Source organism: Fibrobacter sp. UWB12, assembly GCF_900142485.1.
Taxonomy (GTDB): Bacteria; Fibrobacterota; Fibrobacteria; order Fibrobacterales; family Fibrobacteraceae; genus Fibrobacter.
In genome coordinates this window covers 159,470-175,391 of the sequence record NZ_FRAZ01000003.1, presented here as the reverse complement: position 1 = coordinate 175,391, position 15,922 = coordinate 159,470, and the positions used below count along the sequence as shown (strand labels likewise).

Below are 15,922 nucleotides of genomic sequence, written 5' to 3'. Positions count from 1 at the left end.
CTTCTAGAGACAAAGCGACAAAAACAAAAAGCCGAGGCGAACGCCTCGGCTTTTTGCAATTTCGTTTTCGAACTTCGTTCGTGAATTACTTCACGTTGACGCGGTTCATTTCAGAACCAACGCGAACGATGTAGGAACCAGCGCTCGGAACGTTAACCGTGAGGTTGCTGTTCATGAGCATGCCACCAGCAATTGCCTTGCCCTGCATGTTGTAGACCATGAACACGTTACCAGCCTTAGCACCGTTGATTTCAAGTTTCATGCCATTTGCACGAACGCTGAAGCTCGGAGCAAAGGAAACCTTGTAGAGGCTAACAGGCTTGATTTCGATGCCAGTGAGCTTGACCGGATCAACAGCGGTCTTGCTTGCGTCGAGGAATTCGACAGCACTGATGGTGAGTTCACCGAGGCCGCCCTTAGCATCCTTGACTTCCCACTTGAGGCCCTTGATGCAGGTGAGGATTTCGCCGCCTTCCGGAGCGTTGTTCTTGCTAACCCAGTCAAGGATATTGATTTCCTTGCCATCACCCAAGCCCTTGAAGCCGTATTCATACGGAGTCATGTCATAGGTCACAGCCTTGAATTCTTCGGAGTTGTCAACATAGATACCCGGTTCAGAACCTGCACCTGCGTTTTCAACTTTCTTCTTTTCGTTTTCGTCGGTGATGGTGTTGAGGATAGCCATGCGGATCGGACCAGAAGTCTTAGCCGTCACGCGGATGTACTGGATGCCGAGAGTCTTGAAGTTGACACCGCAGGAACCATCGTTCTTGCATTCGTCCTTCTTGAAGGAAACTGCAATACCAGCAGACGGATACTTGAGCGTGCCAGCCTTAGCAGCTGCTTCAGTCCATTCCGGTTCCGGACCGATTTCCATAGAAGCGCGAGCAACGATAGAACCATCATCAAGTCTGTAGAGCGGAGATGCGCCAGAATCCGGGACCATCTTGGTGCCGATACCGAGCTTGTCGTGGTATGCACCCCAGTTCCAGAGACCAGAGACAGCAACAGTCGTATCACCGAATGTCAAGTGTTCACCTTCGCCTTCGCTGATGGACGGAGCCTTAGACGGATCCGGAGTGAACGGAGTAAAACCAGTCGTATTGTAGAGGTTCGGCATGTTACCCGTCACGAGGAGGAGGTAGAGCATGTTCAAAGTAGCCGGATAGTACTTTTCACCAGCGACAGAGCCTTCACCGCAACCCTGAGCGGTAGCGCAGCTTGTCTTTTCCTTGAGAACCTTGTAAACCGTACCGAGGTAGGTTTCAGCTTCCTTGCTGTCGATAGAAGACGTTGCAAGGCCGAGACCACCGGAGAAGGTAGAAGAAACGAAGCGACGGATATCGCTGTTATCGATATGATAAGCACCACCTTCGTACTTATAACCGGAGTTCACGCCACTAGCAGTGCGGGTTTCCGGGATAAGCCAGCTAACAACCTTCTTGTTGAAAGCCTGAGCCTTGGTATCGCCGTACCAGTAATAAGCCCAAGCCATACGCCACGGCGTACGAGCAGCGTCATCGTAGAAACCGATATCGTTAGAAACGGCTGCAGATGTCAAAATCGGCTTGTGGGAGTTCCAGTCGCACCAGTCCGGCACAAGACCAGTCTTGGAATCCTGGCAAGCGTTCAAGTCAGTATAAGCCTGAGAGATAACACTAGACCAAGAACCGCCAGCAACGTCCTGGAAAAGCTGGAAGTTGGCAGTCGTTGCATAGCTCGGGTTGAAACCGTCATTCCACTGGTTACCCGGCTTAATCTTGCCGCCATTGATGTCGTTGGAAGCAATCCAAGAAATGAGGGACTTGCCTGCAGAGAGGTAAGAAGCATCATTCCACTGCTTGGAAGCCATCACGAGAGCGAGAGCAGCGTCAAAGTCAGCGTCAGATGCAGTACCGGAACCGCCATTGCAGCCGATACGCCAGTTCATGCCGCCGCCACCAGCGCTATTGCTTGTCCATGTGTTGTAAAGTTTCTTGAAAACATCCTGATCGTCCATGTAGACGGAAATCAACATACCGTATGCAATAGCTTCAGAAACGGTAGAGCAAGTTCCTTCCGGAGCAAAAACCCAGCCCTGGGAAGCATCGTACCAGGCCTTCTTCCAAGTCTGGTAGTGAGTCTTGATCATATCCGTATCGGCATATTCAATAATCTTGCCGTGCGGATACTTCATGTTCTGCGGGAACGGGAACTGTCCAGCAGTAGCCGTTACTGCAGCGAATGCAGCAAGGCCAAACATAGCTTTAACCAAAGTCTTCATATGAATTCCTTTTAAAAAAAAGATTTCACCCATCCAACCTAAAAGATAGTTTGATACTATATAAAAAATCAACCCTTCTTTTGTAAAAGGATTGACATAATGCGTAAAATCACACGAAAAGTGTTCTTAAAACGTTCCTGTTCAGCAAGTTACGTTAACTTTTCTTTGCATTACTCTGTTCATCGTCTCTAGGACTTTCGCCACCACGAACGGTTTTGGCAAATGATCATCCATTCCGGCATCGAGAGACTTTTGGCGGTCTTCATCAAACGCATTTGCCGAAAGTGCAATAATTGGAATTTTTGCTTGCGGGTAAATCTTTCGGATGGCCTTCGTCGCCTCGTAGCCATCCATGACTGGCATCTGGACGTCCATCAGAATGCAATCGTAAAAATCCGGAGAATGTTCACGGACACGTGTCACGGCCTCGAGGCCATTTTCGGCGATATCCACACTCATTTCGGCATCTAGCAAAAAGTCCTGCGCCACTTCCCTATTGAATTCGTTATCTTCAACAAGCAAAACATGCTTGCCTTTCAAAAATTTACCTTCGTCGAGCGTATTCATTTCGCCATGGTCCAAAGCAACGTCGCTTTCTGTCGCTATCTTGAACTGGATACGCACATGAACAGTCGTCCCAAGCCCGATTTCGCTTTGGATATCAATTTCTGCACCGATCATATCGGCAAGGCGCTTTACAATGGACATTCCAAGCCCAGTTCCCTGCAAGCGGCTTTGCGTTGAATTTTGCTCGCGAGCGAATTCTTCGAAAATGTGTTCCAAAAACTCCTTGGACATGCCAAGCCCATTGTCGCTAATTTCAAAGTCAAATACAGTATAGCCATCCACTTGGCAAGGCAATTCCTCTACCGTAAAGACAACGCGGCCCCCATAAGTCGTAAATTTTTCGGCGTTCGATATAATATTATACAGAATCTGGCGAAGGCAGTTCACATTAGCCATGACGAACTTATTCTTGACTTCCGAAAAGTCCCAAATAAACGAAAGATTCTTTTGACTCATCATGGGAACAAAGCTTTCGCAGAGTTCCGTCATGCACGACGGCAAATTCATCATCCGTTCTTTCAGCATCAGCTGCCCGGACTCGATTTTCGCCATGTCTAGCACTTCTTCGATCAATTGGAGCAAGTAACCGCCCGATATGCGGATTTTCTTGAGCGCATCCTGAACATCTTCAGTATTTGTGATATGGCGTTCTGCACGATCGGCATAGCCTATAATTGCATTCATCGGCGTTCGGATATCGTGGCTCATGTTGAGAAGGAACTTCGATTTGGCCTCTTTGGCCTCGGCGGCAAAAGCATTCGCCTCGCGCAATTTATAATCCAATTCATTTTGGCGATATTTCAACTTGCGCCTAAAACCAAGCCATACGAGCGATGCAATCAAAGCCAATCCCAAAATTCCAAAGACTAAGCCGAAAACAGCCACAATGCGAGAATGGGCATGCAGCAATTCCCCCGAATAATCAGGCATTCTAAACCCGGCATACTTTGTCACCTTTGCACGGACAATTTTAGGGGATAACGACAGAACCCCCTTCGTCAAGATAGAAGCGAGTTCACGCGGAGCGCTCCTCGGCACAGCAATGCTCATTCCTTGCAACAAACTATCATAGCCGGCAAGCACTTGATCGTGCAAGTACTCTGGAGTAAACACCCACGCATCATCGTCACCAGTTATACCATAGCGGCCATCAAGCACAACCAAAGGTTTCTTTGTATCGTAGGTCATGACAAATTCATACTTCAAGCCATTGTGAAGTGCAATTTCGGCAAATATGTCGAGCAAAATACCTTTCGGCATGCCGTCATCGATAAACGCATACGGGAACACCGCATTGCGGACTGTCACTTTAAGCATGCGGTCGTTACCGCGAAACTCCTGCAAAAAAGCGCGTTCCCGTTCCGAAAGTACTGACAAATCCAAAGTTTCATCGCCAAAGTACTTGCTATTCATCTGGCTTTTCCAGTTCGGTTCTATCAAATTCATTTGCTGAATTGCATAATTGATTTCATTCAGCAACGTCGAATCTGATTTGCGAACGGCAATGCAATCGGAGCTGGGGCCAATAGGCAACGAGAACGCGAATAGGGATTCCAATTCCTTAGACTTGTTTACCGGTAGGACAATATCGACAGCACCGCTTTCGAGCCTTTTCAGCATTTCGTCACGAGACTTGCGGCCATAGGTAAAATCAAAATTCAAATTTGCATAGCGGGACATGCGGCGGAAAAGTTCATAGCCATAGCCATTTTTTTCTCCATTTTCCGAAATTTCATAGTAGCCGGAACTAGCATAAAACCCCACATTAATTTTTTGTGGTGCAGCAAAGGCTATTCCCCCCAGCAACAATAAAATCGGCAAAATGAAGATTTTTGCACGCATAAGCAAACATCCTGTCCAACAATCTTACATTTATATTACAGAATATATACAATTTTTATAAAAACGGCAATATTGAACATTTAAGCACAATATTACCGCCATTCGAGCGTACAATTATTTCAACGAGGTTACATTTTTCTTACACTAAATGTGCGAAATTATATACATTTAATATGTATTGTATTTGGGTTTTAAAGGAATGCGTATATGGATGAAAAGCGCCCTCTTATACTGATTGTTGACGATGTGGCCATGAACAGAGCCCTGTTGTCCGACATACTCAGTGACAAATACAATATCATCGAGGCGCAAAACGGAAACGAAGCTCTGCTCTTGCTCAGAGAACGGACATCCGAAATTTCACTCGTACTCCTCGACATCGTAATGCCCGAAAAAGACGGCATGGAAGTCCTCGCCATCATGAACAAGAACGGCTGGATTAACGAAATTCCGGTCATCATGATTTCTGGGGAAACAGCCCATTCGCTTATTGAAGGCGCCTACATGCTTGGCGTTACGGACTTTATCGGGCGTCCTTTCGACGAAATGGTGCTCAAGAATCGAGTAAACAACACTATCCGTCTTTACCGGAAGCAAAAGAATCTTTCGGACCTCGTTTTAAATCAGATTTACGAAAAGACCCGCAACAACAGCATGATGGTCACCATGTTGAGCCACATCGTAGAATTCCGCAACGGCGAAAGCGGAATGCATGTACTCCACATCAACACCATCACCGAAATGCTCTTGCGCGAACTGCTACGCCAGTGCAAACGGAACAACATCACAAAGTACAATATCAACAAGAACGATATCGGAATCATTTGCACGGCGTCATCCATGCACGACATCGGGAAAATCACGATTCCCGATGAAATTTTGAACAAGCCCGGCAAACTCACGCCCGAAGAATTCAACATCATGAAAGGGCATACCGTAAACTGCGCCCAAATGCTGAACGCAGTCCCCATCGGAAAAGATGAACCCTTGATGAAATACGCCTACGAAATTTGCCGCTGGCACCACGAACGCTGGGACGGCCGCGGCTACCCCGATGGTCTCAAGGGCGATGAAATTCCTATAGCGGCACAAATCGTATCTATCGCTGACGTGTACGATGCCCTCACAAGCGAACGTTGCTATAAACATGCATTCACGCACGAAAAAGCGCTCGAAATGATCCACAACAACGAATGTGGCGTGTTCAACCCGCTTTTGATACAATGCCTCGACGCCATAGCCGACAAGCTTGTGATTTCGCTACAGACGTTCGACTGGAGCAAGCAAGCCGACAAGGATTTCTTCTATATCGCCGACGCCATGATGAATAGCAGCCAGCATCCCATATACAACCAGATGTTTAGGCAGTTCATCGATGAGCGCAAGAAATCGCATTTCTTTGAATCTATGCTCGACGGTATGCTCTTTGAATACTCCTATACACCTGGCGTAATGAAGTTGTCTTCAAAGGCATCGAAGATTCTTGGACTTCCAAGAACTATCGTTGATGATTTTACCCCTAGCGATAACGAACAAAACAGCGCCGCAACAGAAAACCTGAAAATTATCCAAAAAATTTTACGGCGCCAGACAACCCCCAAAGAAAAGCCGACTATCATCAAACAAGCTTTCAACATAGACGGCAAAAGCACACCTTGCAACGTCAAGGTGCTACAGATATGGACCAAAGGAACGAACGAAGCCCCAGCACTCACTTCTGTATATGGACACATTGATATAATTCATTAAAAAAGGATGTTTGTTATGACTCTCTCTGAATTTTACAGCTCTCTCGGTGAATCTCTGGATGAAGTACTTGAACGTCTCCGCATGGAGTCCCGTATTGTGAAATACTTGGGACTGTTCCTCAGTGACCCCAGCTTTACCGAACTCAAGACCGCCTTTGACGGGAACGACGCAAAGACGGCGTTCCGTGCAGCCCATACGCTTAAAGGTGTTGCAGCAAACCTCGGCCTGAACAAGCTCGCCTCTTCTAGCAGCGAGCTTACCGAAGATTTGCGACCGGGAGAATTTACTGCAAATTCTCAAGCACTTTTGGAAAAGGTAGAACTGGACTATACCGTCGCTGTCGGCGGCATTAAGCAGCTTACTGCCTAAGTTCTATTTCTTGAGGAATTTCTTTAGGGCGTCATCGAGTTGAGCGATGACAATCGGCTTTGCCAAATGACCGTCCATACCCGCCTCAAAGGACTTGCGGCGGTCTTCATCAAATGCATTTGCAGAAAGTGCGATAATCGGAATTCGTTTGTCGGGGAACATTTTACGGATGGCACGGGTAGCTTCAAAGCCATCCATCACCGGCATCTGGATATCCATCAAAATGCAATCGTAATAATCAGGGCCCTTTACTTTCAAACATTCCACAGCTATAGAGCCATCGGCGGCGGCTTCAACAATCACGCCCGCGCTTTCAAGAACATCCCTTGAAATTTCAAGATTCAGTTCGTTATCTTCAACCACGAGAACCTTGAATCCTTCGAAAGAAACAGATTCACGTTCGGAGTGCACAAAACGAACCTGTTCAACGACTTCCGGATTTTCCTGGATGCGCATGGGAATACGAATCGTAAACTTGGAACCTTCCCCAACCTTACTTTCAACATCTATACTGCCTTCCATCATATCGACAATGCGCTTTGTGATGGCAAGCCCAAGGCCTGTTCCCTGTTGCTTACTGACCGTAGATGTTCTTTCACGAGAAAATTCATCAAAGAGATGTTTCAGGTATTCCGAACTCATGCCGATACCCGTATCCTTGATGACGAATTGATACATTCCGTATCCTTCGCGGTCCGAAGGAACCTCACTAATATCGACATTTACAGAGCCACCCGACGGGGTGTACTTTACCGCGTTAGAAACAACGTTGATGAGCACTTGGTTCATGCGCAAGAAATCAACGTAGACATAGCGGTTCTCGACATCGTGACGAACAAATTCAAACTTGACATTTTTCTTTTCGGCGAGCGACTTGAGCATCGGGACAACGTCATCGCCGTTTTCATCCAAATTGACCGGATTCAAGTCCAATTCCACCTTACCGCTTTCAATACGAGACATGTCCAGCACATCGTTAATCAAAGACAAAAGGTGTTCGCTCGAAAGTTTAGACTTGTTCAGGTAGTCAAGCGCCTTTGTTTTGTCATCGATGTTTTTTACAGCCATATCGGTAAAGCCGATCATCGCATTGAGCGGTGTGCGGATATCGTGCGACATGTTGAAGAGGAACGCACTCTTGGCCTTGTTTGCAAGTTCTGCTTTTTCAAGGCTCGCCATTTCTCTTTTTGTTTCGGCATCGACACTATGGAAACCCGCAATCACGTGATTCTTGGAATTTTCATCCTTCACGAACTTAATTTGGTAGTAAATATCTTCGCCATCGATTTGCAATCTGAAATTGACGAAGTACATGTGTTCGCGCTCGACCATTTCGAGCACCTTCGCCGGTTCTGTCGCCGCACAAAAAGCTTCGCGGTCGCTAGGATGCACAACGGTATTGACCAGGAGTTCCAAGCGCTTGCCAAAATTATCAATTTTAGACCATCCCGGTATAAATTCATCGAACACCGGATCAAAGCGATAATGAGCCTCGGAAAGCGTTTCGTAATCAACGTACACCACGCAACCAAAGTCATCGGACAAACCAGAAATCACAGCCATGTCTCGAATCGAGATTGCCTTACGTTCGGCCTTCGCGGTTTCTTCTTCGTCTACGTTTTCGAGAGTCACCACAATGTGGTTGTCGGAATCAGGGGTTTTCGCAGCCTTCAAACGATAATAAACCATCCGACCATCAATAAAGAAACGGAACGCAACAGACACTGCACGGTCATTTTCGAGACCATTCAAAAGTTTTTCTTTATTGATAAAATCCTTGACGGTATCCCAGTCTTCCTTGCAAACAACTTTCTCTAGCGTTTGTTCAAAGCCCTCAAAAAAATCAGTAATGTTTTGGAAATCAAGAGTTTTAGCCACGCCTTGCGCGTTAAATTCAATAAAAGAATTATCGTTTATATTTACGTAATAAATGTTATCGAAGCCATCACCAAGCGTATTTGCAATGTCGGAATACTGGTCCAGTTCACGCAAATGCATCTTGAATTCAATCTGTTCAGTAACATCGGTGCAGCACCCTTCAAGCCGGACTCCGCGAGTGTATTCATTATTTCGACCACCATGGCTCCGCAAGAATATAATTCCGCGAGACTGGTGGTTCCAGGCGTACTCGAGTTCCGACATTTCGCCACGAGTCATCATGTCGATAGACTCAGCAAATTCTTCGTAATACGAGAGGTCGATGTTATTGCACCATAAATTGTAAAGATCTTCAGGGAGCGTTTCGTCGGGAAGTCCAAGAATTTGGAGGAAGGCTTTATCGGCATACATTCTGGGAGGTTTGCCGTCATCAAGCTCAATCGTCCACAAGCCGAGGCCTGCACTAGAAAGAATTGCATGCGTCAAGTCTGACGATTCAATACAGTCCATGATTTGCAGATCCTCCGACAAAAATATCCCTTCCAAACAACCATTAGCGGTTGCCCTATAGTATAAAATACACTTATTTTTAGGACTTGTTTGAGGAAAGACAAATAAAGTCTTGGATTTTAGCTATTTAGTGGGCAGAACTTAGATAGATTGCCGCCGCTTCGCACGCAATGACGTGGATGCAGCCATCTAAGTTCTAGACTTAGCTTTCTTGCGGCGCCAGACTTTAAATTCCATGTACAGCGTGCTGACCGTGTAAATGAAGATGAGCAAAAGAATGGTATTCTTCGGACGGTTCAAGTTACAGATACCCCACGCAAACGTAATGATAGGCAAATGGATCAAATACGGGTAGAACGACGCGCGGCCGATATGGCGCACAAGCGGAATGCAGAAAAATCTCGCCAAGAAGCCCTTGCCCGAAAGGAGGCTCACCACAAACATGCCGTAGATAAAAATCGGGAGGCTATGATGAATAAAGTAATTATATCCGGGATTGGCATCGGGCCGCATCAAAAAGAGACTTCCATAAAGAGCTAACAACAATATTGCCTGTGCAATACCGCTCACAAAATTCTTTTTGAGAAAATCAAACACGCCCTCGTTATACAGGCGATAAAGCACCATGCCAAACAAATATTCAAAAACGCGGACCGGCGCAAACATGTGGAAGAAGCGGTACTTTGCATCAAATCCATCAAACCAGAGATTGCCCGAATTGCCATACACGATAGCCCAAAGAATTCCCGGAATGAAAACCGCCCCAAACAGCACCCAAAGCGTACGGCGGTTCTGCTTGATCAGCCAACGGCTGAACCACGGCGTAATCGCATAGCACAGGAAAAAACTTGTAAGCGACCATGAAGGCTCATTCAATTTCATGCCGAGATCGGGGACAATCGACCACGTCAGCGTGAGATGCATGAAGAGGCTGCGCCACGGGTGGAACATCTTCGAAAGCCCCGCCGATGCACAATCGCCAATTTCAGAGAGTGCAGGCAAATGCGTGTAGCCGCTCATCTTGAACATCACCAGCACAAACATGAGGAGCGTCATGAAGAAATGCAAACGATAAAGCTTTGCAATGCGGCTAAACATGAAGGGGATTACAGGGATTCTGCGATCGGGGTCGCTATACTTGCTTGCAAAAAGAAAACCCGCCAACACATAAAAAATTCCCGCTGCAAAAGCCGGTGCCGAAATAATGGGCATTACCCATTTGCAATCGGACATGTACATGAGGGCGTTGGAACTGCCCAAATGAAGCATGACAATGTTAAGGCTTGCAAGCAGGCGCAAGCCATCGATAGCGGGAAAGTAATTTGCGGATTTCGACATTTCAGGGATAAAAAATAGAAAAACGTGCAAAAAACAGGGTTTAGGCAAAAAACGCGACAATAAAAATACCACTTTAAGTCGTTTTTTCTTAAATTAATACTACACTGCGTTTTGACTTTCCAGACGCGCAACACGATATAAGCCAATGAGTAACGAGAGGGCAAAAATATTAATCGTCGATGATGACGCGATGAACAGAGTCGTTCTTTCAGACCTGCTCTCGGACGAATATGATATCATCGAAGCAAAGGACGGCGACGAAGCCATCGAGATTCTCGAAAAGATGGCTAAGGAAATCACGCTCGTCTTGTTGGATATGGTTATGCCAGGACGCGACGGGCTCGAAGTCCTCCAAGTTATGAACGAAAAAGACTGGATCAAAGGGACTCCTGTCGTGATGATTTCGGCCGAGACCTCAAGCCCTCATGTGGAAAAAGCTTTTGCACTTGGCGTTACCGATTTTATTTACCGACCGTTCGACCAAATGGTCGTGCAAAATCGTGTACGCAATACCATCGGGCTGTACGTGAAGCAGATGCAGCTTTCGGAACTTGTCACGGACAATATTTACGAAAGAACGCGAAATAGCGACATGCTGATTTCCATCTTGAGCCATATCGTTGAATTCCGCAACGGCGAAAGCGGCCAGCATGTTCTGCACATCAAAAAGATTACCGAAATTCTTTTACGCGCATTGCTCGCACGCACCAGTGAATACAATTTTACCGAAGATGAAATCGACTCTATCGCCACAGCATCTTCGATGCACGATATCGGTAAAATTACGATTCCCGACGAAATTTTAAACAAGCCCGGCAAACTCACGAAAGAAGAGTTCGATATCATGAAGCAACACTCCATGAATGGCGCCAAGATGCTCGACGCCATCCAGTTCTTCAAGAAAGAACCTCTGATGAAGTTCGCTTACGATATCTGCCGTTGGCACCACGAACGCTGGGACGGCCGCGGCTACCCCGACGGTCTCAAAGGGAACGACATTCCCATTAGCGCCCAGGTGGTTTCCATTGCCGATGTTTACGATGCACTGACAAGCGAACGCTGCTATAAAAAGGCGTTCACCCACGAAAAAGCACTCGAGATGATCCGCAACAACGAATGTGGCGTGTTCAATCCGTTGCTTTTGGAATGTCTGGGCGATGTCGCTGATCGTTTACCGCAAGAAATCAACGACCAGCGCACGAACAACTTGAGCGAAGCGGAATTTTCGAAAATCGCAAGGTCCATTTTCGAAAGCACCGAAGACGATACAAACAATATCATTGCCGAACAATACATAAACGAACACAAAAAAAGCCTTTTCTTTGCTTCCCTGCAAAGAGGGGTTACGTTCGAATACACCTACGAGCCTTCGCTCTTAAAGCTCGAAACCAAAAGGGCTAAGGACTTAAGCTTTCCGAAGACGATGGTCGAACCGGAAAACAATCCTGATTTTTGGAACATCTTTGGGCGAGAAAATTGGGATGAGTTTGCAAGACTATTGCACGATCCGCAGCTCAACAACGATTCCTTTATTTTCAACAGCGATATGAGAATCAAGGGACAAAAGAAACCGTGCAAAATCAAGGTTCAACAGAACTGGAATAGGCGCGACCCGGAGAATCCGGAACTTATTTCTATTTACGGGTGCGTGGAATTTATTAAGTAGATTCCCGCCTTCGCGGGAATGACGAGATGCGCGAAAACGACAAGTTGTCGCGCATTTTAGTTTAAGAATTTTCTTAAGACTTCCTTGAGTTTATCGACATTGATAGGTTTTGCGATATGCTCGTTCATGCCGGCATCTAGGGCCGCCTTGCGGTCTTCTTCAAATGCATTGGCAGTCATTGCAACTATCGGGACATTTTTGAAGTATTCATGATGCAAAGCCCTGATGCGGCGAGCGGTTTCGAGGCCGTCCATAACCGGCATTTGCACATCCATCAAAATTAGGTCATAGACATTTGGCTTTTCGGCACAGAGCATTTCTAGAGCAACACTACCGTCTTCGGCATAATCTACAGCAAAGCCCATCTCCTCCAAGACGCTTTCTGCAATTTCACGATTCAGTTCGTTATCTTCGACGAGAAGAATTTTCTTTCCCGAAAAATCAACGCCCTTTTCATCAACCTTTTGGGGGTCGTCTTTCATAACACCAATTGCACGTGCCAAGACATTATGCATTTCGGTAAAGAACAACGGTTTACTCATAAAGTCTGTCACGCCGGCATCACGAGCGGCGTTTTCTATATTCGTCCAATCGTAAGATGTCATGATGATAATCGGATTTTCGCTATTCGAGATAGAACGTATTTGGCGCACCATTTCGACACTTTCCAAATCCATCATGGAATCGTCGATAAAGATAACCGCAAAGTGTTCATGGCGTTCTACAGATTCTTTTACTCGTAATACAGCCTCTTTGCCATACATCGTCCATTCCGAACGTAAGCCCAAACGGCGCAACAAGTTTGTCGCGCTGGAACATGCATTGTAATCGCGATCAACGACAAGAGCACGTGCATTCTGCAAAGATTCAAGCATCGAAAAGTCGACCGTTGAATCTTGAATTTTCAACTTGAGACGGACAGTATATTCCGTTCCCTTTCCAGGGGCACTCACGACATCAATCGTTCCGCCCATCATGTCGACAATTTTCTTTGTAATAGACATGCCAAGCCCGGTGCCTTGCGTCTTAGAAAGCGTTGACGTGCGTTCACGTTCGAACGGTTCGTACAAGACCTTCAAGAATTCAGGGCTCATGCCGATACCATCGTCCTTGACATGGAATTCATACGATGCCGTTTTTTCGTCTTTGCCGATCTGGCGCACAAACACATGGATATTTCCACCTGCGGGCGTAAACTTGACAGCGTTCGAGAGCAGGTTAATCAGCATTTGGTGCAAACGGAGTTTATCGCAAATAACATATTCATTTTCGATATCAAAGCTATCCGTATAAAGGTTCTGCTGTTTTACCCTGGCCTGCCCTAGAACAATCGTATTCAGGTCATGCATAATTTCGGACAAGCTGCAATTAACTTCTTCAAGGCGAATCTTGCCCGATTCGATACGGCTCATGTCGAGAATATCGTTGATTAGCGAAAGCAAATGCGTGCTAGAAACAACCGTTTTGTCCAAATAATTCTTGACTGTCGAAGGATCGTCTAAATTATTCAAAGCCAAATTGGTAAAACCGATAATGGCATTCATCGGAGTGCGAATATCATGAGACATGTTCGAAAGGAACATGGTTTTTGCCTTGTTTGCAGACTCGGCTTGAACTAGCGCCTTTTCTAAAAGCACTTGCTGTTGCTCGAGCGCAATTTTCTGTTCTGCAATTTTGGCATCGAGTTCCATCTTTTGCGCCGTCACATTGTCAATGAACATGAACGCCAAAATAAAGCTTGTCGGAATGCCATTTTTACGTTCAATCACAAAAGTAGTTGCACGGCGCCATTCCCCTTTTAGGGCCCTATAGTTGTATTCGCGTTTATCATCATTTGCCAAGTACGAACGCATAAATTCGACATTCGCCATGTTCACCCAAGTTTCGCGGAACTCCGGCAAAACAGCCTTGCTAAATTCGAGAACTGCACTGCTGTATTTTCTATAACCGCCATAGGTACTTCCTTTTTCATAAATGGTCGACTCGCGGACGCCACGGATGGTATCATCTTCAAGATTTACAAAATAAACACCAAAGTAATCTTCATAGAGCCTACTATCGACATAGCGGTTCAGTATTTCGGCATCCTTGTCGGCAAATCCTAGCACAACGGCACGCGGTTTTCCATTTTCGGGCCCGACTTTCACGAACTTCATTTCGCAAAAACGCGCAACTCCACTTTCATAACTGCGGTACTGCGTAATGAACGACTTTTGCAATGCCAGCTGGGCCTTGATTCTTTCGATAGATCCCGCTTCAAGAACCATTTTCTTGTCGAGTTCATAGACAATACTATCAACATACATCTTGAATGCATCGGAATAGTGGATGCCGCTCGAAAAAATCGTTCCGAACTTCGATTCCGTATTTGCATTCATCGTGTACGGCGTGAGGCTATCCGTTTCAAGGTCAATGTAATAGACTGACGAGTATTCCGTCGCAAGCACTTTAATGATATCGAAATTGCGCTCCATATCGCGTTTGTGTTCTTCTCTTGCAACGACTTCCTTATTGACATTTGCAACAGCAATTATGATATGGTCGTCTGCAGCCTTAGACCAAAGAACCTTGAGACGATAATACTGCGGTTCGCCATCGACAATAAGCCTGTACTCTACAGAAAAGGACTTATCCCTAGCCAACTGGGATAGCAAATAGTCCTTTCTCATAACAGAAGACAGCCTTTCGACATCTTGCGGATAGATAATCTTTTTGATGTCCCTTGCACATTCATCGAAAAAATTCTGACCGGACAGCAAAAGCTTTAGCTTGATATAGCTGTCTTCCTGATTGAATACGTCGTACGATTCGTCTTTCAGGTTCACGTAATAAATGATTTCGTATTCAACACTCAACGCATTCGCGATTTCGGAAAACTCGCGGTTTATCACCCCCGTACGCATTTCCTCGTCGCAGTCGGCGACACCAAGCACTACCGTAGATGTATTTTCATCGGATATCCGAACGAACTTCATTTCGAAATAACGGCCATTTTTTTGGCGGTAGTTAATTTCAAAATGGCGAACTATCGAGAGCATTTTTCGAATATTCTCGATTGACGCCATGGATAACAGGCGTTTGGCATCTTCTTCGCACACAATTTCTTTGCAGTATCGTTCTAGAGCATCGGAATACTTTGTATCTCTGCGGATTTTCTTTTCAAATCCACTTTCAGTCTTGGACTTGATGTAAGAAAGCATCTTCTCGGTATCAAGTTCGATGCGATAAAGCACACTATATTCTGCAGCGAGCGCCTGAATGATGCGGTTACTTTCATCAATTTTCATGCGTTTGCGGATTTCATCATCCACATTCAAAAAACAGAAGGCAATGTGGTCTTCGTCGCGGCCCCGAGTGACCTGAATTTTGCAATACCGTTCTTTACCGGTTACGACTTCGCGCACCACGTACGAAAAACTGCTTTCTTTTTTAAGGCGTTCGCGGATATATTCCGCCGATGATATATTTTTCAGTTGCTCACGGTCATCGGGATGGACATCTTCGGAAATAAACTTTTTTATGGCTTTTACGGCATTTTCGCCATTTCCATACTTTTTTTCGAGCCCTTTTCTGCGATAGTAAACAACATACGTGTAGTCCAACAAGTTTACATAATATGCAGAAATAAATTGCTCATAGAAAATATCAGCAAATAATTCGGCATATGCAGCTTGATTGTTACTATCACTCATTTTTTGCTCCCGCTCTGCATTTAAATAAAATACATCATTTTTTCCAAG

The 15,922-nt window shown here is 45.7% G+C and carries 8 protein-coding genes; 3 read left to right on the top strand and 5 right to left on the bottom strand.

From position 1 onward, the window contains the following. Positions 1 to 85: 85 nt before the first annotated feature. Complete coding sequence (locus BUA34_RS05590) at positions 86 to 2,263, bottom strand: glycosyl hydrolase family 8 (protein WP_074209158.1); 2,178 nt, start codon at positions 2,261 to 2,263, stop codon at positions 86 to 88. Between the two features lie 141 nt (positions 2,264 to 2,404). After that, positions 2,405 to 4,672, bottom strand: a complete 2,268-nt coding sequence (locus BUA34_RS05585) for a response regulator (RefSeq protein ID WP_072827752.1) — start codon at positions 4,670 to 4,672, stop codon at positions 2,405 to 2,407. Between the two features lie 207 nt (positions 4,673 to 4,879). Here BUA34_RS05585 and BUA34_RS05580 point away from each other — a divergent pair, with 207 nt between their 5' ends. Beyond that, positions 4,880 to 6,421, top strand: coding sequence for an HD-GYP domain-containing protein (locus tag BUA34_RS05580; RefSeq protein WP_072827751.1), 1,542 nt, complete (start codon positions 4,880 to 4,882; stop codon positions 6,419 to 6,421). Between the two features lie 15 nt (positions 6,422 to 6,436). Continuing rightward, on the top strand, positions 6,437 to 6,790 hold the full coding sequence (locus tag BUA34_RS05575) for an Hpt domain-containing protein (RefSeq protein WP_072828001.1): 354 nt from the start codon (positions 6,437 to 6,439) through the stop codon (positions 6,788 to 6,790). A gap of 3 nt (positions 6,791 to 6,793) precedes the next feature. Here BUA34_RS05575 and BUA34_RS05570 read toward each other — a convergent pair whose 3' ends face one another. Together BUA34_RS05570 and BUA34_RS05565 are read right to left on the bottom strand one after the other, a co-directional pair. Beyond that, positions 6,794 to 9,178, bottom strand: coding sequence for an ATP-binding response regulator (locus tag BUA34_RS05570; protein ID WP_072827750.1), 2,385 nt, complete (start codon positions 9,176 to 9,178; stop codon positions 6,794 to 6,796). Positions 9,179 to 9,367: 189 nt separating this feature from the next. Beyond that, entirely contained in the window at positions 9,368 to 10,516 is a 1,149-nt protein-coding gene (locus BUA34_RS05565) for an acyltransferase family protein (protein ID WP_072827749.1), read from the bottom strand. 145 nt (positions 10,517 to 10,661) lie between these two features. Between BUA34_RS05565 and BUA34_RS05560 the strand changes: the two genes are divergently transcribed. Continuing rightward, positions 10,662 to 12,182, top strand: coding sequence for an HD-GYP domain-containing protein (locus tag BUA34_RS05560; protein WP_072827748.1), 1,521 nt, complete (start codon positions 10,662 to 10,664; stop codon positions 12,180 to 12,182). 56 nt (positions 12,183 to 12,238) lie between these two features. On the opposite strand, the gene BUA34_RS05555 is transcribed toward BUA34_RS05560, so the two are convergent. Beyond that, complete coding sequence (locus tag BUA34_RS05555) at positions 12,239 to 15,874, bottom strand: response regulator (RefSeq protein ID WP_072827747.1); 3,636 nt, start codon at positions 15,872 to 15,874, stop codon at positions 12,239 to 12,241. Positions 15,875 to 15,922: the final 48 nt, after the last annotated feature.

Coding starts and splice junctions, on each gene's coding strand:
- BUA34_RS05580 (WP_072827751.1), top strand. CDS start 4,880: ATGGATGAAAAGCGCCCTCTTATACTGATTGTTGACGATGTGGCCATG.
- BUA34_RS05565 (WP_072827749.1), bottom strand. CDS start 10,516: ATGTCGAAATCCGCAAATTACTTTCCCGCTATCGATGGCTTGCGCCTG.
- BUA34_RS05575 (WP_072828001.1), top strand. CDS start 6,437: ATGACTCTCTCTGAATTTTACAGCTCTCTCGGTGAATCTCTGGATGAA.
- BUA34_RS05590 (WP_074209158.1), bottom strand. CDS start 2,263: ATGAAGACTTTGGTTAAAGCTATGTTTGGCCTTGCTGCATTCGCTGCA.
- BUA34_RS05570 (WP_072827750.1), bottom strand. CDS start 9,178: ATGGACTGTATTGAATCGTCAGACTTGACGCATGCAATTCTTTCTAGT.
- BUA34_RS05560 (WP_072827748.1), top strand. CDS start 10,662: ATGAGTAACGAGAGGGCAAAAATATTAATCGTCGATGATGACGCGATG.
- BUA34_RS05585 (WP_072827752.1), bottom strand. CDS start 4,672: ATGCGTGCAAAAATCTTCATTTTGCCGATTTTATTGTTGCTGGGGGGA.
- BUA34_RS05555 (WP_072827747.1), bottom strand. CDS start 15,874: ATGAGTGATAGTAACAATCAAGCTGCATATGCCGAATTATTTGCTGAT.